This window comes from Bacillus sp. GW823-FHT06A10 (assembly GCF_058795375.1).
On record NZ_JBXAHT010000001.1, the window covers coordinates 1392553 to 1416292 of the forward strand.

At 34.3% G+C, this 23740-nt stretch carries 20 protein-coding genes; 17 read left to right on the plus strand and 3 right to left on the minus strand.

Annotation, left to right across the window (positions count from 1 at the left end; all coding sequences use genetic code 11):
* Positions 1 to 43 precede the first annotated feature (43 nt).
* The 8 genes from AC1Q8M_RS07210 to AC1Q8M_RS07245 all read left to right on the plus strand — a co-directional run bounded on the left by AC1Q8M_RS07210 (position 44) and on the right by AC1Q8M_RS07245 (position 9780).
* Positions 44 to 601: a YdcF family protein gene (locus AC1Q8M_RS07210; protein ID WP_001045713.1), complete on the plus strand. Its 558-nt coding sequence runs from the start codon at positions 44 to 46 to the stop codon at positions 599 to 601.
* A 100-nt stretch (positions 602 to 701) separates the two neighbouring features.
* Positions 702 to 1649: an ABC transporter ATP-binding protein gene (locus AC1Q8M_RS07215; protein WP_000614076.1), complete on the plus strand. Its 948-nt coding sequence runs from the start codon at positions 702 to 704 to the stop codon at positions 1647 to 1649.
* Between the two features lie 3 nt (positions 1650 to 1652).
* Positions 1653 to 3164, plus strand: a complete 1512-nt coding sequence (locus tag AC1Q8M_RS07220) for an ABC transporter permease/substrate-binding protein (protein WP_000181022.1) — start codon at positions 1653 to 1655, stop codon at positions 3162 to 3164.
* A 213-nt stretch (positions 3165 to 3377) separates the two neighbouring features.
* The gene (locus AC1Q8M_RS07225) at positions 3378 to 4805 is read left to right on the plus strand and encodes a basic amino acid/polyamine antiporter (RefSeq protein ID WP_000129441.1); all 1428 of its coding nucleotides are present in this window, start codon (positions 3378 to 3380) and stop codon (positions 4803 to 4805) included.
* Between the two features lie 77 nt (positions 4806 to 4882).
* Positions 4883 to 5143: a hypothetical protein gene (locus AC1Q8M_RS07230; protein ID WP_000391447.1), complete on the plus strand. Its 261-nt coding sequence runs from the start codon at positions 4883 to 4885 to the stop codon at positions 5141 to 5143.
* Between the two features lie 105 nt (positions 5144 to 5248).
* Positions 5249 to 7066 carry a DUF8727 domain-containing protein gene (locus tag AC1Q8M_RS07235; protein WP_000766193.1) on the plus strand — a complete coding sequence of 606 codons (1818 nt, stop codon included), beginning with the start codon at positions 5249 to 5251 and terminating at the stop codon, positions 7064 to 7066.
* Positions 7056 to 8906 carry a hypothetical protein gene (locus AC1Q8M_RS07240; RefSeq protein WP_098855637.1) on the plus strand — a complete coding sequence of 617 codons (1851 nt, stop codon included), beginning with the start codon at positions 7056 to 7058 and terminating at the stop codon, positions 8904 to 8906. The genes AC1Q8M_RS07235 and AC1Q8M_RS07240 overlap by 11 nt, the downstream gene beginning before the upstream one ends.
* A 277-nt stretch (positions 8907 to 9183) precedes the next feature.
* Positions 9184 to 9780 carry a hypothetical protein gene (locus AC1Q8M_RS07245; protein ID WP_016512876.1) on the plus strand — a complete coding sequence of 199 codons (597 nt, stop codon included), beginning with the start codon at positions 9184 to 9186 and terminating at the stop codon, positions 9778 to 9780.
* A gap of 96 nt (positions 9781 to 9876) precedes the next feature.
* Here AC1Q8M_RS07245 and racA read toward each other — a convergent pair whose 3' ends face one another.
* Positions 9877 to 10419, minus strand: coding sequence for a chromosome-anchoring protein RacA (gene racA / locus AC1Q8M_RS07250; RefSeq protein WP_000456013.1), 543 nt, complete (start codon positions 10417 to 10419; stop codon positions 9877 to 9879).
* Positions 10420 to 10773: 354 nt separating this feature from the next.
* On the opposite strand from racA, the gene AC1Q8M_RS07255 reads away from it, so the two are divergent.
* Together AC1Q8M_RS07255 and AC1Q8M_RS07260 are read left to right on the plus strand one after the other, a co-directional pair.
* Positions 10774 to 12129 carry a hemolysin family protein gene (locus AC1Q8M_RS07255; protein ID WP_000356253.1) on the plus strand — a complete coding sequence of 452 codons (1356 nt, stop codon included), beginning with the start codon at positions 10774 to 10776 and terminating at the stop codon, positions 12127 to 12129.
* Positions 12130 to 12261: 132 nt separating this feature from the next.
* Entirely contained in the window at positions 12262 to 13686 is a 1425-nt protein-coding gene (locus AC1Q8M_RS07260; RefSeq protein ID WP_098855546.1) for an aldehyde dehydrogenase family protein, read from the plus strand.
* Between the two features lie 102 nt (positions 13687 to 13788).
* Here the strand turns inward: AC1Q8M_RS07260 and AC1Q8M_RS07265 are convergent, their stop codons facing one another.
* Positions 13789 to 14181: a YueI family protein gene (locus AC1Q8M_RS07265; RefSeq protein WP_000247562.1), complete on the minus strand. Its 393-nt coding sequence runs from the start codon at positions 14179 to 14181 to the stop codon at positions 13789 to 13791.
* 236 nt (positions 14182 to 14417) lie between these two features.
* Here AC1Q8M_RS07265 and AC1Q8M_RS07270 point away from each other — a divergent pair, with 236 nt between their 5' ends.
* Positions 14418 to 15551: a BA2291 family sporulation histidine kinase gene (locus tag AC1Q8M_RS07270; protein WP_000425086.1), complete on the plus strand. Its 1134-nt coding sequence runs from the start codon at positions 14418 to 14420 to the stop codon at positions 15549 to 15551.
* Positions 15552 to 15584: 33 nt separating this feature from the next.
* Here the strand turns inward: AC1Q8M_RS07270 and AC1Q8M_RS07275 are convergent, their stop codons facing one another.
* Positions 15585 to 16334 (minus strand): DUF4397 domain-containing protein, encoded by a 750-nt coding sequence (locus tag AC1Q8M_RS07275; RefSeq protein ID WP_000083276.1) that lies wholly within the window; start codon positions 16332 to 16334, stop codon positions 15585 to 15587.
* Positions 16335 to 17282: 948 nt separating this feature from the next.
* On the opposite strand from AC1Q8M_RS07275, the gene AC1Q8M_RS07280 reads away from it, so the two are divergent.
* The 6 genes from AC1Q8M_RS07280 to rocR all read left to right on the plus strand — a co-directional run bounded on the left by AC1Q8M_RS07280 (position 17283) and on the right by rocR (position 23664).
* A complete protein-coding gene (locus AC1Q8M_RS07280; protein WP_001205877.1) occupies positions 17283 to 18593 on the plus strand; it encodes an aspartate aminotransferase family protein in 1311 nt (436 codons plus the stop codon).
* The gene (gene atoD / locus AC1Q8M_RS07285) at positions 18590 to 19288 is read left to right on the plus strand and encodes an acetate CoA-transferase subunit alpha (protein WP_098014771.1); all 699 of its coding nucleotides are present in this window, start codon (positions 18590 to 18592) and stop codon (positions 19286 to 19288) included. Before AC1Q8M_RS07280 ends, atoD begins: the two co-directional genes overlap by 4 nt.
* On the plus strand, positions 19273 to 19935 hold the full coding sequence (locus AC1Q8M_RS07290) for a CoA transferase subunit B (protein ID WP_000525276.1): 663 nt from the start codon (positions 19273 to 19275) through the stop codon (positions 19933 to 19935). The genes atoD and AC1Q8M_RS07290 overlap by 16 nt, the downstream gene beginning before the upstream one ends.
* A gap of 15 nt (positions 19936 to 19950) precedes the next feature.
* Positions 19951 to 21219, plus strand: a complete 1269-nt coding sequence (locus tag AC1Q8M_RS07295) for a peptidase (protein ID WP_000436691.1) — start codon at positions 19951 to 19953, stop codon at positions 21217 to 21219.
* Complete coding sequence (gene ablB / locus AC1Q8M_RS07300) at positions 21216 to 22115, plus strand: putative beta-lysine N-acetyltransferase (RefSeq protein WP_000878591.1); 900 nt, start codon at positions 21216 to 21218, stop codon at positions 22113 to 22115. Before AC1Q8M_RS07295 ends, ablB begins: the two co-directional genes overlap by 4 nt.
* A gap of 163 nt (positions 22116 to 22278) precedes the next feature.
* Entirely contained in the window at positions 22279 to 23664 is a 1386-nt protein-coding gene (gene rocR / locus AC1Q8M_RS07305) for an arginine utilization transcriptional regulator RocR (RefSeq protein WP_023521852.1), read from the plus strand.
* Positions 23665 to 23740: the final 76 nt, after the last annotated feature.

Sequence of the window (23740 nt, forward strand, 5' to 3'; positions counted from 1 at the left end):
TCTTTTTCTATATAATAACAAGAAAGGGAGTGAATACTTATTTATGAACAAATGGATCTTTCTTATAATTTTATTATTACCGCCACTATACATCATTTATATGACGTTTCGAATGAACAAAGTTGCTCGTGAAAAGTTGAGCTATCACTCTCCGTACGTTCTTATACTGGGTGCAAAGTTATTTGGAGATAGACCGTCTTTATCTCTTCAAAATCGTTTGGATGTAGCGTTGGAGTATTTATTTTCCCATCCTGAAGCGAAAGTAATTGTTTCAGGTGGTCAAGGAGAAGATGAAGATATACCGGAAGCTCATAGCATGAGAAATTATTTAATGGTACACGGTATAGATGAGAGTCGTATTTTAATAGAAGATCAATCTACAAATACGTATGAAAACTTAAAATTTAGTATGGATTTATATAATGTGAAACATGCGGTAGTTGTAAGTAATACATATCATTTATATCGAACGAAAATAATTGCAAAGCGTTTAGGCATGAAGATGGAGGCGCTAGCTGCTGAAACACCAATTCGTTCTAAGAGAAAAATGTATGTTCGCGAATATGCTGCTATTATGAAAACAATATTGTTCGACCGTTAGAGCTCAAATGCGAGCTCTTTTTTAATTTAAAAGCGTATCATTTGAAATGAATGCCATATTCCATCAAAATAAAGGAAACAACAGTAAAGGAGTTGTGTTTGTGATTCAATTTAATCATGTGTCAAAATCGTATGAAGATGGCACGAAAGCAGTGGATTCATTACATTTAGAAATTAAAAAGGGAGAATTTTTCGTTCTCATCGGTCCGAGTGGTTGCGGGAAAACAACGACAATGAAGATGATTAATCGTTTAATCGAAACGACTGAAGGATCGATTTTAATCGATGGAAAAGATATTCAACAATATAATATAAACGAATTACGTTGGGATATAGGATACGTGTTGCAGCAAATCGCTTTGTTTCCTCATATGACAATCGCTGAAAATATTGCAGTTGTTCCTGAAATGAGGCAATGGAGCAAAAAGGAAATAAAAGCACGCGTCGATGACTTGTTACATATGGTTGGATTAGATCCGGATATATATCGAGATCGTATGCCTGATGAATTGTCAGGAGGACAAAAACAACGTGTCGGTGTCGTGCGAGCATTAGCCGCAAACCCGAAAATCGTTCTTATGGATGAACCATTTAGTGCGTTAGATCCATTAAGTAGGGAACAGCTTCAGAAGGATATTGTACAGTTGCAAAAAAAGATTCAAAAAACAATCGTGTTCGTAACACATGATATGCAAGAAGCATTATCACTTGGAGATCGCATTTGTATTATGAAAGAAGGAAAAGTTGTTCAACTAGATACACCAGAAGGAATTATACATAATCCGAAAAATGAATTTGTAGAGGAGTTCATTGGAAATCGTGGACGAACTTGGTATGAGGAGAAAAGTGTAGCAGATGTATTGCCGCTTGATCAAAGTGTGCAATTAGAAGGGCAGGCACTATCATTACATTCTTCTTTACAAGAAGCGTTAGTTCGTGTGCGTGATGAGGAAATCGTTCCAGTTGAAGAAAACGGTCAATATATTGGAGCGTTAACAAGTCGTCATATCGTCAATTACATTGTTGAACAAATGAAGGAAAGAGGCTAAACAGTGACTAATTTTATACAAACGTTCCAAGAACGAAAAATAGAATTACTAACTGCATTAAGTGAGCATTTACAAATATCGCTTATTTCATTATTTTTTGCAGTAATTATAGCGGTGCCACTTGGCATTTTATTAACAAGAAAAGAACGAATGGCTGAATTTATAATAGGAACTTCTGCAGTAATGCAGACAGTGCCATCACTTGCATTACTCGGACTATTAATTCCGTTAGTAGGAATCGGAAAACTTCCAGCGATTATTGCATTAGTTGTGTATGCACTATTACCTATTTTACGAAATACATATACAGGAATAAGGGAATTAGATGAATCACTAATAGAAGCCGCGAGAGCTATGGGGATGAATAGTTGGAGAAGGCTGTGGAAGGTAGAGCTTCCTCTTGCATTGCCTATCATTATGGCCGGTATTCGTACAGCGATGGTATTAATTGTTGGAACGGCTACATTAGCAGCTCTCATTGGTGCTGGTGGGCTCGGTAAGCTTATCTTATTAGGCATAGATCGAAATGATCATGCACTTATCATTTTAGGGGCCGTACCAGCCGCGTTACTCGCTTTATTCTTTGATATAGTACTTCGCATACTTGAACGACCGAAACGCTCTTCTAAGCGTGTTATATTGACGATATGTATAGTTGTAGTAATGATTGCTTCTCCATTTCTTTGGAGTACAGAAAAGAAAGATATTGTTATTGCGGGCAAACTTGGATCAGAACCTGAAATTTTAATTCAAATGTATAAGCAGCTTATTGAACAAGATACCGATTTAAACGTACAATTAAAACCAGGTCTTGGAAAAACAGCATTTGTATTTGAAGCGTTGAAATCCGGGGAAGTAGATATATACCCAGAATTTTCAGGAACAGCTTTATCTACTTTCGTGAAAGAAGAACCAAAGAGCACAAATCGTGATGAAGTATATGATCAGGCTCGCATTGGAATGGAAAAGAAATATAATATGGTTATGTTGAAGCCAATGGAGTATAACAATACATATGCACTAGCCATGCCGAAAAAAATAGCAGATCAAAAGAATATAAATACAATTTCTGATTTAGGGAATGTTGCGCAGGAAGCCAAAGTAGGGTTTACATTGGAATTTGCTGATCGTGAAGATGGTTATAAAGGAATGCAAAAATTATATAACTATAAGTTCTCGAATGTTAAAACGATGGAGCCGAAGCTGCGTTATAGCGCAATTCAATCTGGAGATGTTAACGTAATTGATGCATATTCAACAGATAGTGAATTGGAGCAATACGGACTGAAAGTGTTAAAAGATGATAAAGGGTTATTCCCACCTTATCAAGGGGCACCATTATTAAGAAAAGAAACGTTACAGAAATATCCTGAACTTGAAAAGGTATTAAATAAATTATCTGGAAAGATTACAGATGAAGAAATGCGAAAAATGAATTATGAAGTTAACGTAAATGGTAAAAGTAGTGAAGAAGTCGCAAAACAATTTTTAGAAAAAGAGAATTTACTTCGTTAAATTTACAAGAAATATACAAATTTATATGTTTGAAATGACCGTTCATTACAAAATGAGCGGTTTTTTTGTGCATACTTATACATTTTTTCAAAAAAGTATTCCATTTTTGTTCATTTTCTTTTAGAATAAGTAATGTTTTCCTGAAAAAATATAAGAGAAACGTCTATTAGAGAAAAAGGTGACTTTAATAGTTGAACGAACATAACACCTAGAATGACAGATGGGGTGGTACAAATAGAAAAGAAGTTAGGATTTTTTCCGTTAATCGCATTAGTAGTTGGAACAATGGTTGGTGGAGGTGTTTTTAGTTTACCGCATGATTTAGCAGTAGGAGCAAACAGTGGTGCAATAATAATTGGCTGGTGTATTACAGCGATGGGAATGATTCCACTTGCGCTCGTATATCAAACGTTAGCAAGACAAAAACCGGAACTTGAAGGTGGAATTTATAGTTATGCACGTGCTGGTTTCGGTGAATATATTGGATTTAATAGTGCTTGGGGATATTGGCTAGCAGGAATCTTAGGTAATGTCGCAACAATTATGTTACTGTTTAGTACATTAGGTTATTTCTTTCCAATTTTCAAAGGAGGAAATAATGTTGCATCTATCGTTGGGGCATCACTTTTATTATGGACACTTCATTTTCTAATTTTATTTGGAATCCGTGAAGCTTCTATTATGAATGTTATCGCAACAATAGGGAAGTTAGTTCCAATCGTTTTATTTATTGTTGTAATGGTAACAGCCTTTCGCTGGGACACATTTACACATGATTTTTGGGGAGAAGGAACCTTCTCACTTTCCGCTATACTTGGTCAAGTGAAAAATACAATGCTTGTAACACTTTGGGTTTTCATTGGAGTTGAAGGAGCGGTTGTATTATCCGGAAGAGCGAAGAATAGCCGAGATGTTGGTAAGGCAACAGTAATGGGACTTATTTTAGTAATGTCCATATATATTTTAATTTCTGTTCTGTCAATGGGAGCGATGACAAGAAGCGAACTTTCTGTGCTAGAAACTCCGTCAATGGGACATGTATTAGAGCATGTTGTTGGTCCATGGGGTGCAGTTGCGATTAACATTGGGTTAGTTGCTTCACTTGTCGGTACATTAATTGGCTGGTTTTTACTTGTTTCTGAAATTTCTCATGTAGCCGGAAAAGATGGCGTATTTCCGAAAGTCTTTACGAAAACAAATAAAAAGCAAACACCGCACATGGCATTATGGATTTCAAATGGTGTTGCCCAAATTATATTTATCATCGTTCTGTTTTCAGAATCAACATATCAAATTATGTATTTCATTGCATCAACATCAATTTTATTACCATATTTATTATCAGCGTTATTCCAATTTAAATTAGTCATTACAAACGAGCTAAAAGACGCTAAATTAAAAAATGGAGCGTTAGCTTTAATTGCTTCTATTTACTCTGTATGGCTTCTTTATGCAGCTGGTTTAAAGAATTTACTACTAGTTTCAATTGTGTATGGAATTGGAATTATTGTTTACACGTTTGCAAGAAAAGAACAAGGGAACCGTTGCTTTGCAGGTGCAGAGAAATATGTGATGTGGGCAATTATTATTGCGGCTATCACATCACTGTATATGTTATTAACTGGAAATATAAAAATGTAAAAAGTCCTTTTCATTTAAAGGGCTTTTTTCTTTGTTTAGAGAATATTTACTACATAAGATATTCAGGAGGGATGAGAATGGAAGAAAAAGAACAGCTGTCTAGAATAATTGATTTAGCTAGTGAGTTAAGGAAAGTATTAGTGCAAGAATCTTTTTTTAATCATCATCCTGAGCTGAGAGGAGTCATTGAGAATTTAGCAAGTTCTGTTGAAAATTTGGCGGAATTGCAAAAAAGTAAAGATGAAAATGCTGAAGATCGATTACGTTACGTACTTGCTAAAATGAAAATTGCTCATAATGCAATTTTACAAGAGAAAAAAGCATTTCCTTCTCATTAATATACGTTTTAATTTTGAACCTGGCGGATAACGTCAGGTTTTTTATTTCTAGTTTTTCGTTTCTTTCATACACTAAGAATAGTATGAAAAAAGAAGGTGACTAAGGTGAAATTACATAAAGCTCTTCAGCCAAGTTTTATAAAACGAATGTACTATATGAGATTTTTAGGGAAATTTACAAAAGCTGAAAAAGAGAAGAGTGGAGAGAATTTCTTTGTACAATGCTTATCGCCAATACCATTCACTTTACAGGAACAATTTGCAAATGAACCCTATGTATTTGAAGGATTATGTAGTAATAAAAAGAATGAAAAAATCTTTTTGGAATTAAAGAAGAGGAAATTAGAAAAGCAATTAGTGATGTTTCGTCTTTATTATGAAAGAGGAAATGTATACGTGGAGTTAATATGTACAGAAGAACCGAAAGAAATAGCAAGCAGCTATAAAATGATTCCGGCACCTAAAGTTACAAATAATAAAAAAAGAGAATCTTTAGAACGAAAACTTAGCAACGGTTATTTATCATTTCTTATGCCAAAATTTCCGAAAGACTTTGAGCCTCCCGAATTATTGTGGCACGATGGAAGACTGTATGGAAACATATCCTTAAAGTCATCAATTAGCTCAATCGCATATTTTGAACAGAAACGTGAATGTAAATATATAAACTGCAGTGACTGGACGAAGTATGTAGAAATAGCGGTAGAAGATCAATTATATTTTGTAAGTGATCATGTGTATGAGCAATTAAAAAAACGAATGCATGAAGAAGGTAAGCTAGTTGAAGTAGAGGATATAAAAGTGCAAAAAGATGAATGGGAATGGGATGAGCGTGAATCGTCTTTTTTACAGTATGTACAAAGTATGGTGCATAATAAAGGGCTATATTTGGATGCAACGGATATATATAATTTCCATATAAGTGTAAAAACAAATATGTTAACGATTCTTGGTGGTATACCGGGCGTTGGGAAATCACGTTTTGTGCAAACTTATGCAGAAGCATTAGGATTACAGTATGGGGAAGAATTGGTTTGGATTCCAATTTCACCATCGTATCAAGAACCACATGATTTACTTGGTTACCTTCATCCAAATGGTACTTTTATTGAAAGTGAAACGAAGTTAGTTAGGACGTTAATGAAGGCGAAAGAAAATCCCAATCAACTGTATATAATCGTTTTTGATGAAATGAACATGTCACATATTGAGCATTGGTTTACTCCATTTTTATCTGTTCTTCAACTTGAAACAAAAAATCGTATTTTAAACTTGTATGAGGGTGTTCAGGACATTGAGAATTCAATTCCATCAACAATTGAAATTGGAGAAAATATTATATTTGTAGGTACTGTGAATTTTGATGAAACAACGAAAGAGCTCTCCGATCGATTATTAGACCGAACGAACTTAATAACGTTACAAAAAATTCCGTTTTGTGAGATGGGCATGGAACTGGGGAAAGTCGTATTACACCCACCTTTGAAAGTAACAGCGGGAGAATTTCGGATAAATTGGATGAGAAATAAAGCGATGATTGAAGTGTTTTCTGAAGAAGAATTAGAGCTATTAGATAAGTTGCATGTCGTATTGTCATCACATGATGCGTCTAAGGGAATTTCTTTCCGATGTGCAAACGCAATTGCGACTTATTTGCAAAATATACCGTTCCAAAATAACCATACCTATATGATTAGTAGAGAAGAAGGGTTTGATTTACAAATAAAGCAGCGTGTATTGACGAAAATCAGAGGGACCGAAATGATGGTTGGTTCTTTACTTTCTGAAGAAGCAAAAAGGGGAGCGACCTTAGTACCTCTTTTGCAATCTGCACTTGCAAACAGAGTATCTACATTTGAACACTCTTTAGCATATATACGAGAAAAACGTAGGGAACTGGAGCTGTATGGATATGCAAAATGAAGGGCGTTACGAAACAAAAATCGTTGATACGAATGAAACGCTCCCTTTTGTATTAAAGTTAATCATTGGAAATGAGGGGAAAGGAGATTATATTTTATTAAATCGTCTTTGTACATCTACTACAGCATTAGTTCAATGCATTTATAAAGTACAAGAATTAAAACCGATTAGATTGCAGTACAATTATGAAATCCCAATGAATATTACTTTTATATGGAATAAAGTATATGAGGGACAGAAAAATATAAAAGAGGCTCAATATGAAATAAATGAAAAAAAACAAAGAGTATTAATATATGAACATGGGAAAACAGAATTCTTTTATCCATGGCGCTGTGGTTTATACCATTTTGAAGTTCGTATAGAAGATACAACGTATTATGGTGCTTTTCAAATCGTACCGAAAAACTTTTTTGATGATCAATTTGAAATGATTCAAGACTATGTGAAGTCAATTTTAAATGAGTTGATTTTGGATAGAGGTTATTATAAAAAGACTTTCTCTGCACTTAGCGATATTGAGGATTCTTCTTATTTAGTGTTGCTTAGAAAGTTACCCCAAAAAATGAAGATGATAAAGCAAATCTTTAAGAAAATAGAATCAAGCTCAAAATTTATAAATGCATATAAATGGGAAGGAAAAGAGAGAAAGCCAACAAGAAAAGGAACCATAGTGGCAGAAAGAAAACCTTATGCAAAACATTATAATCGTAAGTTTATGGAACAAAAAAATAGTAAGGAAAATGCATTTCTTAAATATAAATCGATGCAATTTTATCATTATTTAATTGAAGCTAAAAGTTTTTTACGTCAAACAATTGAAATATTAGAAAGAGAAAAAAAGAAAAAATCAGAAGAGTTTCAAGCCGTAAAAACAATTATACAAACAATTGAGCGTAATGGATCAGTAACCGATAGAGAGAAGCAAAAATATAAAAATATACATTTACTAAAAGAAGCCGATTTACGAAAGAGCTCAATGAAAATACAAGAATATAAAATATTGGCGCACATTGTTCATGAAAATGTACAATATTTTCAAATGTTAATGCACTCCTCGTTTTGGAGGGAAGTTACTGAAACAAGTAACATGAACTTACATGATTTACCGATACCACATCAACAATTACTACATCATTTAGAAGTACTCCCGCAATATACGGATCAATCTCCATCGTTATTATTTGTTTATAAGCCAACGTTTTTAGTGTATGAATATTACGCTTTTTTTATCGTTATTTCAATTTTAGAGCAAATTGGTTTTGAGGCTAGAAATTCCATTCGTCAACAAATACAAGAACATTTTTATGTAGATGGATTACAAGATGGAACGACAGTAGTTTTACAACGAGATGATTTAAAGGTGCATGTCGCATTTAATGACTTAATTGAAACACATCCTCTTATTGCATTAAGTAAAGGGAGTAATTTTTACAATGGTGAGGATACGAAGAAGCCAGATATTCGCTTAGACTGTTATGTAAAAGAAGATGGGAAATACGTATATAAATCTTCTATTATTATTGAAGTGAAGTATAGTCCAATGTACAATATTTTTCAGCACGTCGGAAATACGAAAGCAACTGAGCAAATGTATAAGTATTGGTCTATAAAGTATGTAGAAGAACAGGATGGAAAGCGAGTCTATTATCGAAGGTCAATTTATGAAGTCATTTGTGTATATCCAGGAAGCCATATGCATAGTAAAAAAATTGAGTCTGGATGCGGTGTTTTCTTGCAGTTATATCCATATAAGACGAAACAAGGGGAAGAGAAATTAGCTGGAAAACACGGGATGGTACAAATTTTTGAAAAGTGGTTAAAAAGCATTGAGAAGTAAAAGAAATCCTTTTTCATAAAGGATTTTTTTAGATTAAGAAGAATTATATGCTGTATGGAAAGAAACATATTGTAAGTTAGATTTGAAAAGTGATACAAATGTGTTATTAAAAGGAATGTGAGCGCGGGATAAAAGTCGATTAAATTGGAATCTAATTCATTTTGCAGAATATAATAAGTAATAAATATTTTTAGTTGCATACGAAGATTTGTTCTTATATGATAGATAGTGAAAGCGTTATCAAAAAACAGAGCGACGATGGGAAAGGCGGTTAAATATGTTCCAGCGTGTTCAAACAAAGGAAGAACATTTTGGGTTCGAGCAACTATGGGGAGATTTTTGTGAAGAAAGAAACTTAATGTTCGTAGAACGTAATTTAAATCCATCACGATTTTTATTAATAGAAGATGAACATCCTATTGGTACAGTAGAATGTATTAAGTATACGGTGCCTGAACAATCAAATTCTGAGTTTTTCTATCCGTTTTCTAAAAATGATTTAGTAAAAGATTTGAAGAATGTGTATGAAATAGGCAAGTTAAGTATTTCGAAAACGTCTCGTGGGAGAGGACATTTTAAAAGGTTAACAGCTATTTTATTTATACATGCGTTAGAAACAAAAGCTGAATGGTACATTGCAGCAGTAACAAAAAGAATGTATATGTATTTACTTACACTCGGTTTTCCAATTGAACCGATAGATAATCCATTTCAGTTTCATGATACTTTACAAGGTGTACCAGTAAGAATTCATGCTCGAAAAGGGGTTACGCATTTGTATTCTTTAAAAGAATTTCGTGATGTGATTCAAGGGAATGCTCATGCACAGGCATTAATTGCAGAATACAGTAAAAATATTATGTTAATGAAATAAAACGAAGTGAATATGTATAATAAAGAGAATAATATTTTTATAAGATATAACTCTTCATTAAAAAAGACCCTTATTATTTTAATAAGGGTCTAAAAATTATAATCCAAATATACTAAAAATCATTTTGCGGCGCTTCGGTTTCTTTTCTCGTTCGTATGTTGGTTTTGAATCAGGAGTAATATAAATGGGTTCTTCTTTCGTTAGGGCAGCTTCTAACTTTTGAATTCGTTCTAACATTTCCTCCATTTCACGACGGTGTTGTAAAAGTTGGTACGTGACGACATCATTTGCCTTATCTTGCATTTGTTCTTCCATTCGATCGAGTCTTCTCGTAATAGTGTTTAATTGATCAGCTAATTGTTCAAAATCATTCGATGATATGTTTTGAACAATTGTATTGACTTGAGTTTTTAATTCTTCAACCTCATTTGAGGAAGTCTTTTGAGTAGGTTGAGGATTTTGAGACTGCTCTATTTGAAATAGATGGTGTTCTAACATTTGATCGACATCATCTTGTGTAAAAATAAAGTGGCCATATTTGTTTTTTTCTATCGTAAGATTTAATTGTTGCGCGATCCGGACAACAGCCTTTGGGCTAACACCTAATTTTTTTGCGATAAATGGTGTTTTATATTCCAAAATAATCCCTCCTATATATATCCTGTTGAATGATTTCGAGCTATGAAGTAAGTTCCCTTCTAGTGCGACAAAAGAAGTGTGGAATCGGCAAAGAAAGTGTTTTTTCACGAAATTGAGTTGAGAAGAATAGTTCGTTTAAATAAAAAAATTTTATCGTAACATTCAGAATAATTTGACGAGTGTAAATGAATTAGATTATCATAATGATAAATATCTTTTTTATGTATGCATATAATATATAAAAAGGTGGTTGCTAATGTAGAATTTTGTTAGAGTATTAGAATGCTTACTTCACTTGAATAAAATTAAGTAGGAGGTGGCTTCCTTGCTTACAATGTAAGTAAGGAAAAGTATTTGGACATATATAGTATAAGTATAGTGATTGTTTTAATTGCCTTAACGGCATTTTTCGTTGCAGCAGAATTTGCAATTGTTAAAGTGAGAAGTTCACGAATTGACTATTTAATTGCAGAAGGAAATAATCGTGCAACATCGGTCAAAACAGTCATTACAAACTTAGACGAATATTTATCTGCTTGTCAGTTAGGAATTACTGTTACAGCTTTAGGAATTGGGTGGTTTGGTAAACCTGCGTTAAAGCAAATGTTTGATACGCTTTTTGCAAATTGGAATATCTCTACTCAACTAGCAGACATTTTTGCTGTAACTTTAGTATTTTTGTTAATTACTTTTTTACATGTTGTAATAGGGGAATTGGCCCCAAAAACATTTGCAATTCAAAAATCTGAACAAGTGAGTTTGCTTGTTTCTAAGCCGTTAATTTTCTTTTATCGTATTGCATTCCCATTCATTTGGCTATTAAATGGTTCAGCTCGAATCATTACGAAGCTGCTAGGGCTGAAACCGCCGAAGGGGCATGATGAGGTTCATTCAGAAGAAGAATTACGGTTGTTAGTTTCAGAAAGTTATAAAAATGGTGAGATTAATCAATCTGAATATAAATATGTAAATAAAATTTTTGAATTTGATGATCGGATTGCAAAAGAAATAATGGTACCTCGAACTGAAATGAATATTATAAGTAAAGAAATGCCTGCTGAAGAAGCTTTGCAAAAAATGTCTCGCGAAAAATATACAAGGTATCCAGTTGTTGATGGTGACAAAGACCACGTAATAGGTTTTGTGAATTTTAAAGATATTTTTACTGAGTTTGTACAACATAAAGCTGTTAATAAGAAGACAGTAGAGCAATATATGAGACCAATTATTTTAGTTATCGATTCTATTCCAATTCATGATTTGTTTTTAAAAATGCAAAAAGAAAGAACACATATTGCTATATTGATAGATGAATATGGTGGGACATCTGGACTTGTTACTGTTGAAGATATTTTGGAAGAAATTGTTGGAGATATTCAGGATGAGTTTGATACGGATGAGCAGCCAGAAATTCAAAAGGTTAGTGAAACGAAGACGATACTAGAGGGAAAAGTACTTGTTAGTGAAGTGAATACGTTATTTGGTTTAGGGATTGATGATGATGGTGTTGATACAATCGGTGGTTGGATTTTAACGAAGAATATAGAGATTGCTGAAGAGGATTCCGTTGAAATTGAAAATTATAAGTTTTGTGTGAAAGAATTAGATGGACATTATATAAAAAGATTAGAAGTTACAAAGATAGTAGAATCGATTGTTATTTTAGAAGATGAAAAACAAATTTCGTTACAAGAGCAAATTAGCTCGTAAACTCTGCTATATAGCAGAGTTTTTTTGAGCATAATGTTTTTTGAGGGATAAGGGCTATGATACAATGACATAAGTTGAAACCTTCACTAGGTGAAGTATTGTTGTATACATATATTTGGAAGGAGAAGAAGTATGAAAAAGCATTTATATATAAACGGAAATTGGAAATCTGTAAACACGTATAAACCATTATACGCACCATATTCTGAAGAAACATTAGCGGAAATTGCACAAGGAACGGAAGAAGATGTAAAAGAGGCTGTTACTGCTGCAAAAAATGCAATGATAAAAATGAATAAATTATCTGCATATGATCGTGCGACTATTTTAGAGAAAGTTGCACAAAAAATGGATGAAAGAAGAGAAGAATTTGCAGAGATTATTGCAAAAGAAGCTGCAAAACCAATACGTGCTGCAAGGGGAGAAGTAGATCGTACTGTTCAAACGTACAAATTTGCAGCTGAAGAAGCGAAGCGTATATATGGTGAGACATTGCCATTAGACGCCGCACCTGGTGCGGATGGGCGTATTGCATATACAATCCGAAAGCCGATTGGGGTTATAGGGGCTATTACACCATTTAATTTCCCGTTAAATTTAGTAGCGCATAAAGTTGGACCAGCAATTGCTGCTGGAAATACAGTTGTATTAAAGCCAGCTGATCAAACGCCATTATCATCTTATGCATTAGTTGAGTTATTTGAAGAGGCAGGATTGCCAAATGGAGCTTTAAATATCATTTCTGGCCCTGGCGTCACGGTTGGTGAGGCAATCGTCAAAAATGATTACGTTGCTTCTATTACTTTTACTGGAAGTCCAAAAGTTGGAATCGGAATAAAACAAAAGGCTCGGCTAAAACGAGTTACGTTAGAACTAGGCTCAAATGCTGCTGTTATTATTGATGAAGATGTAGAGTTAACAGATGAAATAATTGAACGTGTAAAATGGGGAGCATTTGTTAATAATGGGCAAGTTTGTATTTCCGTACAACGTGTTTTTGTACATGAAACGAAAATGCATGAATTTCTCTCGAAGCTAAAGAAAGCGATGGAATCAGTTGTTGTTGGTGATCCACTGCTTGAGGAAACGGATGTATCAGCTTTAATTTCAAAAAAAGATGTAGAGCGAATTGATATGTGGGTTCAAGAAGCAATTAAGGAAGGAGCAACTGTTTTATGCGGTGGTAAGAAGCGGGATGCAAGAATTTTTGAACCAACTGTATTAACAAATGTTCCAGATCATGTATCTGTGCAGTGCCAAGAAGTATTCGGTCCACTCATGACAGTAAATACATTTAAAGAATTTGATGAAGCGATTGAGCAAGTAAATAATTCGCGTTACGGCTTACAGGCAGGAGTATTTACAAATAATTTATTTAAAGCAATGCGTGCAATTGATGAGCTAGAGGTTGGTGGTGTCATGGTTAATGATATTCCAACGTTCAGAGTAGATCATATGCCTTATGGTGGTGTGAAAGAAAGTGGCACGGGGCGCGAAGGAATTAAATATGCAATAGAAGAAATGACAGAAATGAAATTAGTATGTATTAAAAAATAAAATAGAAAACTTAAAATTTGCGCTAAAAAACGAGTAGGGAATGTTTACGATTCCATACTCGTTTTTTTACGCTTTTAGTAACTATTTAATTAAGTGTAACTTTTACTTCATTTCTTGTTTGAAAATAGTATCTTCTACATAAATTTGTTCTTTATCTACAGCAGTAGCATGAGTTAATACTAAACCGATTGGTGTTTCTGTATCTTTATTTTGAACAATTGTAAAAGGAACATTTTTTTCGTTTGCTAATTTAATGTATTTTGATAAATGTGGGTAAGCAATGCTACCATTTAGGAGGAGTTGTAATGATTGAGAAGAGCGCATGCTACCTGCCACTTCAGAGTATACATTACTTTGCATTACTTGACCGATCGTTAAAGCGATTTCTACACGCTCACGTAATGTAGTTAAATACATATTACGTTCTTCTGGTTTGTTTTGCTTTTGGCCGTAAATGCCTTCTTGGAGATAATCTTCCACATTTTTATTTACCATATTTTTCACACCTTTCATTTTCTATTGTACGCAAGAATTAAAAATGATGCAAAAAAAAGTCGTTTTGACTACGGAAATAATGAAAATATGTGAAGGAAAAAGGGAATTTGCATACAATTAGTTAAATAAGAAAGAAAAAATAATTTTATCAACAGAAATTAACAAAATGTGACAAAAATCTATTAACGAATCGTATTTTTTGTGTTAATATTCAAAATATAAAGGGTATTCGTCGTATGGAAATGGAGGGAATGGAGGTTTTTCCAATCGATAAGGATATTAAAGAAATATTTTGTTCACACTTGAAAAACAATAGGCACCAATTCGTAGAGAACTGGAAAAACAAAATGATAATTTCCGAAAAAGATCCATTTAAACTAGAAGTAGTTCAAAATGGAGAGGATTTACTAGAGTTAATTATCGAACTTACTATGGAAGATAAAGATATAAATTATCTTCAACCGTTATGCGAGAAAATTGCTATTGAACGTGCTGGAGCAGATGCGAATATTGGAGATTTTGTTTATAACGCAAACGTGGGAAGAAATGAACTTTTCGAAGCGATGTGTGAATTAGATGTTAGCGCTCGTGAATTGAAACCAATTATGGCAAAAATACATACTTGTTTTGACAAATTAATTTATTATACTGTTTTAAAATACTCGGAAATTATATCGAAGAATTTAGAGGAAAAACAGCAATATATTAACGAAACACATAAAGAAAGGCTGACGATTTTAGGACAAATGTCAGCTAGTTTTGTACATGAATTTCGTAATCCGCTTACTTCCATTATGGGGTTTGTCAAATTATTAAAGGCAGATCATCCGAGTTTATCGTATTTAGATATTATTTCGCATGAATTAGATCAATTAAATTTTCGCATTTCGCAATTTTTACTCGTATCGAAAAAAGAAATGTGGAATGAATCGGAACGGTTTTGGCTTAATGACTTGTTTCAAGACATTATACAATTCTTATATCCGAGTTTGGTCAATGCGAATGTTTTGATTGAAAAGAATTTACCGTATCCAATTCCGCTTGTTGGTTATCGAAGTGAAGTGAGACAAGTATTTTTAAACATATTAATGAATTCAATTGATGCTCTTGAATCAATGAAAGAAGAACGAAAAATTATCATTGATGTATTTGAAGAAGATCAAGCTATTCGAATTGTGATAAAAAATAATGGACCAATGATTCCAGCTGAAAATGTAGAAACGATTTTTGAACCATTTGTAACTACTAAAAAGTTAGGAACTGGTATTGGATTATTTGTATGTAAACAAATTGTGGAAAAACATAATGGATCCATTATGTGTCGATCAGATAACGATTGGACAGAATTTCAAATTGCATTTCAAAAATAAACAGTCTACACCAAATGAATGGTGTAGACTGTTTTAATTTGTAAGTATAACGGCTTCTAATTTAGGATCTTTAGTTGAATAACCTACTATTGAAATTGTATAAATAACATTTGGTTCAACATTGAATTTCGGAATAGTCAATAAAACGTTTTTATTATCTGCGAGTGAAATTTCAATATCTGCTGTACCAGGGCTAACTTGTAAAAAATCTGTTATTTGTTTAAAGAGTACATTTTCAAATAAATGATCTCCATCTTTTAAATCTACATTTACAACAGGGGTATCTGGAGAGAAATGTGCAAAGCGTATTTTAGCTTGACCAGCTGGTAAATGTGTATTATCAAGTATAGGTTGTAATTGTAGGTGATTATCACTATTTATTGCAGCAAGAGTATAAGTATGATTTCCCATTATTGGTACCAATGCTGAAAAGATTGGAGTTTCATTTCCGACAGGGACAATATCTATACGGTATTTACCTTGCACTAATGATAAATAAGGGCTGAATTGCTTAAATGAAATACTTTTAATAACTTTTTGTCCGTTTACTAAAATATCAACCGCTGATATATTTGGATCGGCATGAAAAATTCTTATATGTGACGGTAAAGCAGCTTCTTGTGAATCCCTTTTCTCATGCGCCTGTACAAGTTTTGAAAGTGCATCGCAATATTTCATATATAATTCTATATATTTTTTAGGATTACGAAACTGATAGTAACGTGCGAGCTGTTCGTATTGCGTAACTTCTTGTCCATATTTTTCAATTTCAGATTGAGACATGAACATTCCTCCTTTGTCATCATTAAAACTATATGCGAAGCAAGAAAGCGGTTATGCGAAAAAAATAATTTTATAAAGGGAAAATTAAAAATTGACAACAAATATGTTTTCATAAAGAGGTGCTGGTGCTTACGAGTATTTGGCAGAGTAAAGCAGTACATATGACTGCACGAAAGTAAAATAAATGCCAAATTGAAACTGCATTTCAATTAACATATTGAATACATGTCCAGCAATCGCTAGAAAACTAGAGTTTTTTTTAATTATAGGCAAATACACATACAAAGTGATAATTGTCCTACATAAATTATAAAGGAAAGGTAGTTTGAATCTGAGGAAAGGGGTGCCACTTCGGGATAGGGATATCCCGATAGTAATTGTGAATGAAGTTATGAAAAGGTTTTGTCTTATAGGCTGTAGGATGAATTTGTAAACATGATTTTTCTATTTATTTTAGCAATTGACAGTATTAACCCATAAGAGAGCGTCATGACGAACTGATTAGTGTGGTTAATCGGTTCTTTTTTTATAGTTTAAAAATGAAAAGTTTACATATTAAATATGAATTTGAATTGGTTAGTAAGGTGGGGTGTCGAAATTTGTTTTAAAATATGCAATTTAAAGTAGGATATTAGGAAGGAGTTTAACGGGAGTTCCGTCGAAGTGTACAGAATGTCGGCATTTAAGGGCAGCTGGCATTATGCTATAAAAACATTTGGTGATGTAGTCATTTCATATAAAAGGGAGGGTTATTTGGGCGTATAGAAAAGGATTGGTCTTCACTTTGAGTTCTGAATTTTCTGTTTTATAAATATTTTTAAGCACTCATTTGTATATTTTATAATAGTTTTTTGATAAATTCACTGCTTTTGCAGAGGATTCTTTTTTATGAAAGAAACGTCAATTTTCTTCATATATATATACAAATTGGAGAAATGGGGGAGCGCTATGCGCGATTACTTAATTAAACCACTTGTTGGTCAGCCGTATCCAATGATTTCACATGGAAAAGGTGTTTATTTGTATGATCAAAATGGTAATAAATATTTTGATGGTTCGTCAGGAGCAATTACGGCAGGTATTGGGCATGGCGTAAAGGAGATTGCAGACGTTATTAAAAAGCAAGCTGAGGAGATTGCTTTTGTTTATAGATCACAGTTTACGAGTGAACCAGCTGAAAAATTAGCAAAGAAGTTAAGTGATTTAAGTGTAGGAGATTTGAACTGGAGTTTCTTTGTAAATAGTGGTACGGAAGCAAATGAAACAGCTATGAAAATTGCAATTCAGCATTTTCAAGAGCGAGGTATTCAAGGGAAACATAAAATATTATCAAGATGGATGAGTTATCACGGTATTACGATGGGTGCGTTATCGATGTCTGGTCACCCACTACGTAGACAACGTTTCGTATCTATTTTGGAAGATTATCCGACTATACCAGCTCCATATTGTTTCAGATGCCCTGTTCAAAAGGTATATCCAACTTGTCAGCTGGCATGTGCGACTGAACTAGAAAGATCAATTGAAAGAATTGGTGCAGAGCATATTGCTGCTTTTATTGCTGAGCCGATTATCGGAGCAGCTGGAGGCGCGGTTGTTCCGCCGAAAGACTATTATAAAGTCATTAAAGATATTTGCGACCATTACGATATTTTATTTATTGCGGATGAAGTGATGACTGGGCTTGGTCGTACTGGAGCATGGTTTGCAATGGAGCATTGGGGTGTAGAACCGGATATCATGACACTTGGTAAAGGGTTAGGAGCGGGATATACACCGATGGCAGCGACAGTTGTAAGTGATCGTGTTATGGAACCAATATTACGTGGGTCACGTTCAGTAATGAGCGGTCATACGTTAAGTGCCAATCCATTGTCTGCAGCAACGGCTTTAGCTGTTATTGAATATATGGAGAAACATAATCTCCCTGAAAAAACAGCAGAAAAGGGAGAGTATTTAATAAAAGGCTTACAGAAAGTTCAGCAACAATCGACAATCATTGCTGATGTGCGCGGAAAAGGGTTGCTAATCGGAGTAGAATTGCAACCGTTTACAAAAGCGTCGGAGCTTATTTCAGTTGCAGCTAAAAATGGCCTACTTTTATACCAAGCAGTTTCAGGGCAAGCAGGAAAAGAAGATAGTGCACTGCTTGTAGCACCGCCAATGACAACTACATATTCCGAGTTAGATGAATTACTTTCAATTTTCTCTAAAAGTGTGGAAGAGATGATGCAAAAAGGAGGGCATAGTATCGCATGACAACTATTACAAATACATTCGGTAAATTAAAAGAAATTGAGGAAGTAATTTCTTTGTTCCATGATGATATGACATTAATGTTTGGGGGATTTGGAGGGATTGGATCCCCTCCATCTTTAATACAGGCAATTTTAGAAAAAGGCGTTACAAATTTAAATTTGATTGGAAATGACACTGGATTCCCTGATGTAGGTATCGGTCGTCTTGTTACAAATGAAAGAGTTAAATCACTAATTACTTCTCATATTGGCTCCAACCCAAATGCAGGAAGGCAACTAAACGAGGGAAGATTACAAATTGAGTTTTCTCCGCAGGGAACATTAGCAGAGCGCATTCGCGCTGGTGGCGTTGGTCTTGGTGGTGTTTTAGTTGATGTTGGTGTTGATACGATTGTGGAAGAGGGAAAACGAACAGTTGAAATGAATGGTAAGACCTACTTAGTTGAAACAGCATTAACTGCTGAATTTTCAATTGTATATGCGAAAAAGGCAGATCCGTTTGGTAACCTTGTATTTGACAAAAGTGCACGAAATATGAATCCTCATGTAGCGATGGCTGGGGATATAACAATTGTAGAAGCAGAAGAAATAGTCCCGCTTGGAAGTTTAGATCCAGAGGAAATTGTCGTTCCAGGTGTTTTCGTAAATTATATTGTACCGTCGGAAGGAGTGAACTGGAAATGGGTATGGGCGTAGAAGTGAGGGATAAGATTGCTAGGCGTGCGGCGAAAGAAATACAAAATGGTATGATTGTAAATTTAGGTATTGGCATACCATCGCTTGTACCAAATCATTTGCCTGACGATATAAATGTTATGTTTCATGCGGAAAATGGAATCGTCGGCATGGGACCAACGCCAAGTAAAGGGAATGAAGACGAAAATTTGTGTAATGCAGCAGGTTTACCAACTTCTCTTATAACAGGAGCGAGTTATTTCGATAGTTGCACAGCGTTTGGTATGATTCGAAAAGGTTTGCTAGATATAACGATTCTTGGTTCATTACAAGTAAGTGAAAATGGTGATTTAGCAAACTGGATTGTACCTGGAAAACGTGTTCCAGGTATTGGTGGAGCAATGGATTTAGCACAAAAAGCGAAGCGGGTCGTTGTTGTGATGAATCATGTTGATAAGTACGGAAATGCAAAAATTGTTTCAGAGTGTACATTGCCATTAACTTCAAAGAAATGTGTAGATTTAATTATTACTGATATGGCAGTCATGGAGGTAACTCCGAGTGGACTTATATTACAAGAATTAATGAGCCCATACACAGTAGAAGATATAAAACGACATACAGAAGCTGATTTTCAAATTAATTCTAACTTACTAGTAATTGAATGAAGGGAGATGTAATATATGGAGCAATTAAAAAAGCAAGTTTGTGATTATATTGAGAGCCATGAAGAGGAAAGTGTGAAATTTTTAAAACGATTAATTCAAGAAAAGAGCGTATCTGGTGATGAAAGCGGTGCGCAGGCGATTGTGATTGAAAAATTACGTGAATTAGGTTTAGACCTCGATATATGGGAGCCTTCTTTTTCTAAAATGAAAGATCATCCTTATTTTGTATCACCCCGTACAAGTTTTTCAGATAGCCCAAATATTGTAGCAACTTTAAAAGGAAGTGGCGACGGGAAATCTATGATATTAAATGGGCATATTGATGTAGTTCCAGAAGGGGATGTGAATCAGTGGGAACATCATCCTTATAGCGGTGAGAAAATAGGAAATCGTATATATGGCCGTGGAACGACGGATATGAAAGGTGGAAATGTCGCACTCATGCTTGCAATGGAAGCGATTATTGAATCTAGCATTGAATTAAAAGGAGACATCTATTTTCAAAGTGTAATAGAAGAGGAAAGTGGCGGAGCAGGGACATTAGCAACTATATTACGAGGATATAAGGCAGATGGTGTCATTATTCCAGAGCCTACTAATATGAAGTTTTTCCCGAAACAACAAGGTTCCATGTGGTTTCGTTTACGTGTAAAAGGGAAAGCTGCACACGGTGGAACGCGTTATGAAGGGGTTAGTGCAATTGAAAAAAGTATGTTTGTTATAGAACATGTAAGAAAGCTAGAGGAGAAAAGAAATAGTCGAATTACAGATCCTTTATTTAAAGGGATTCCGATTCCAATTCCAATTAACATTGGGAAAATTGAAGGAGGGAGTTGGCCAAGTTCTGTTCCAGATGAATTAATTTTAGAAGGAAGATGCGGTGTTGCGCCGAATGAGACTATAGAGGCGGCAAAAGAAGAGTTTGAGAATTGGATTGTTGAATTAAATGATGTGGACAATTGGTTTGTTGAAAATCCAGTAGAAGTAGAGTGGTTTGGAGCGAGATGGGTTCCTGGTGAATTAGAAGAGAATCATGAACTCATTACAACACTTCATCACAACTTTGTTGAAATCGAAGGGAACGAACCAATTATTGAAGCATCTCCGTGGGGGACTGATGGAGGTTTATTTACACAAATTGCAAACGTACCAACAATAGTATTTGGTCCAGGAGAGACGAAAGTAGCACACTATCCAAACGAATATATAGAAGTTGATAAAATGATAGCTGCCGCAAAAATTATTGCATGTACATTACTAGATTGGTGTGAGGTGAAAAAATGAAATACTATGAATCTTTTAGAGAACAGACGAATTGTTATACAGTAGAAGGCGTTTTAGATTATTTTAATAAGCGTATTCGGGTAGATCACTATACAGGAAATGTTGAAAGTATTATACAGACAATTGACGAACTAGCAGAGGAACATTCTTTCACTAAATGTATTATTAAAGGAAAGGGAGAGCATGTTTCAACATGGCTCTCTTTCGGTTTTTTGTTGGAAGCAACGATACCTCATTATTTTCAAGGACACGATGCATACTTTTTGGTGAAATATAATAATGATGAAAGACGAAATAGTATGCATTGGACTGAGGAAGATACTATATTAAGCGGTGTAAAAGGAAAAGAAATAAAAGAAAAAGTAGTTCCAGAGAAATTTTTGCTGAGAAAAGCGACTGAAGAAGATGCAGAAGAATTAGCAACTGTATTCGGAAAAGTATTTGAAGTGTATCCGACACCTTTAAATGAAGCGAGTTATGTATTACAGACGATGAAAGAAGACGATACAATTTACTACGTATATGAATATGAGGGAAAAATTATTAGTACAGCATCTGCAGAAATGAATATAAAAGAAGGGAATGCAGAATTAACGAATTGTGCTACTTTACCTGAATATCGTAAACATGGATTTATGAAAAGTTTACTAATTAAATTAGAGGAAGAGCTTCGAGAAAGATCTATTTTCTGCTCCTATACAATTGCTCGATCGCTTTCTTTCGGAATGAATGCTGCCTTTCATCAATTAGGTTATACGTATACAGGAAGACTGGCGAATAATTGCTACATTTTCGATAAGTTGGAAGATATGAATATATGGGTGAAAGATCTATCTAGCTATTCGAAAGCAGTAAAACTTCCGCCTCAAAATTCGGCTGTAAAGCAAAACAGTTAGGTGGAGCTGGGTGTTCGAAAAGCTGTACTAATTAGAGTTTCGAGTTATCTAATGAAAATATAAAATTGGTCAAAATTATAGAACGGAATCGTCATGCTTACAATCGCACATAGGTGTGCCGAAAATTCGGCATATAATTGCTGGATTTTCGGCAAGAGGGGGGATGACATTGCTAGCAGTTTCGACACAAGAAGTCATTGAAGCGATTTTGGGCAGTATTGATGAGGCTATACACGCTGTAGATGAGAATGGAATTACAATATTTTATAATTCTGTAGCTGCGAAACACGATGGATCGAAGATTGAAAAAGTGTTAGGGAAACATCTGTTAGAAGCGTTCCCGTCTTTATCAAGGGAAACGAGTACATTGATGAAAGTACTAGATACAAAAAAACCTATCGTACATCAAGCACAGCATTATCAAAATTTAAATGGTGAAGATGTTTGTACAGTAAATACGACGTTACCTATTTTTATAGATGGGAATATTGCTGGGGCTGTTGAAATTGCAAAGGATTACTCTACAATTCAAAAACTTACTGACACAATTGTTGACTTACAGTCGAAAATAAAGCGATCATCTAGAAAAAAAGTGATTAAAAAGCATGCTGCATTTGAGACGATAGTGACAAATGATACGCGGTTTAAACAGACGAAAGAGTTAGCACAAAAAGTAGCACCAACAGACGCAAATGTTTTAATATATGGTGAAACAGGAACAGGAAAAGAACTGTTCGTACAAGCAATTCATGAAGCTTCTAAAAGAAAAAACAAGCCATTTATTGCACAAAACTGTGCAGCTTTACCAGAGTCGCTATTAGAAAGTTTATTGTTTGGAACGACAAAAGGAAGCTATACAGGAGCGATTGAAAGAGCTGGGCTATTTGAACTTGTTGATGGTGGTACATTATTTTTAGATGAACTGAATTCAATGCCTCTTGATTTGCAGGCAAAAATGTTACGAGTGTTAGAAGATGGAGTCATTAGAAGAATTGGTGATAATAAGACGAGAAAAGTAGATGTTCGTGTTATTACCGCAATGAACCAGCCTCCAGAAATATGTTTACGAGAGAATAAAATTCGCACTGATTTATATTATCGCTTAAACGTATTTTCATTATATATCCCACCGCTTCGTGAAAGAACTGAGGATGTACTATTATTAGCATCTTATTTTTTGAAAGAATATAATAAAAGTTATAAAAAAGGTGTACTTCAAATTGATGAGGAAGCGAAAGATAGACTGCAAGCTTATCAGTGGCCTGGAAATGTCCGAGAGTTAAAACATACGATTGAACATGCTGTTATTATTGCAGAAGGGAATACATTAACAGCCAATTGTTTACCACGTACATTTCGGAAAGAGAATTTTTCGAAGAAGAAGGGTATAATGCCACTTAGAGAAGCACTTCATCAAACAGAAAAAGAATTAATAGATCAAGCGTTGATTGAAACGGAAGGGAATATATTACAAGCCGCAAAAATGTTAGGTATCCCTCGTCAAACGCTTCAATATAAACTGAGCAAGTACGACAAAACCGCCGAATAATCGGCGGTTTTTGTGTGTTTGCACGAATAAAAGAGCGTTTACATATATAAAAAGTAATGAATATGATGTTAAGTAT

Coding starts and splice junctions, on each gene's coding strand:
- AC1Q8M_RS07210 (WP_001045713.1), top strand. CDS start 44: ATGAACAAATGGATCTTTCTTATAATTTTATTATTACCGCCACTATAC.
- AC1Q8M_RS07225 (WP_000129441.1), top strand. CDS start 3,378: ATGACAGATGGGGTGGTACAAATAGAAAAGAAGTTAGGATTTTTTCCG.
- AC1Q8M_RS07230 (WP_000391447.1), top strand. CDS start 4,883: ATGGAAGAAAAAGAACAGCTGTCTAGAATAATTGATTTAGCTAGTGAG.
- AC1Q8M_RS07240 (WP_098855637.1), top strand. CDS start 7,056: ATGCAAAATGAAGGGCGTTACGAAACAAAAATCGTTGATACGAATGAA.
- AC1Q8M_RS07245 (WP_016512876.1), top strand. CDS start 9,184: ATGTTCCAGCGTGTTCAAACAAAGGAAGAACATTTTGGGTTCGAGCAA.
- AC1Q8M_RS07260 (WP_098855546.1), top strand. CDS start 12,262: ATGAAAAAGCATTTATATATAAACGGAAATTGGAAATCTGTAAACACG.
- AC1Q8M_RS07265 (WP_000247562.1), bottom strand. CDS start 14,181: ATGGTAAATAAAAATGTGGAAGATTATCTCCAAGAAGGCATTTACGGC.
- AC1Q8M_RS07270 (WP_000425086.1), top strand. CDS start 14,418: ATGGAAATGGAGGGAATGGAGGTTTTTCCAATCGATAAGGATATTAAA.
- AC1Q8M_RS07275 (WP_000083276.1), bottom strand. CDS start 16,334: ATGTCTCAATCTGAAATTGAAAAATATGGACAAGAAGTTACGCAATAC.
- AC1Q8M_RS07280 (WP_001205877.1), top strand. CDS start 17,283: ATGCGCGATTACTTAATTAAACCACTTGTTGGTCAGCCGTATCCAATG.
- atoD (WP_098014771.1), top strand. CDS start 18,590: ATGACAACTATTACAAATACATTCGGTAAATTAAAAGAAATTGAGGAA.
- AC1Q8M_RS07290 (WP_000525276.1), top strand. CDS start 19,273: ATGGGTATGGGCGTAGAAGTGAGGGATAAGATTGCTAGGCGTGCGGCG.
- AC1Q8M_RS07295 (WP_000436691.1), top strand. CDS start 19,951: ATGGAGCAATTAAAAAAGCAAGTTTGTGATTATATTGAGAGCCATGAA.
- ablB (WP_000878591.1), top strand. CDS start 21,216: ATGAAATACTATGAATCTTTTAGAGAACAGACGAATTGTTATACAGTA.
- rocR (WP_023521852.1), top strand. CDS start 22,279: ATGACATTGCTAGCAGTTTCGACACAAGAAGTCATTGAAGCGATTTTG.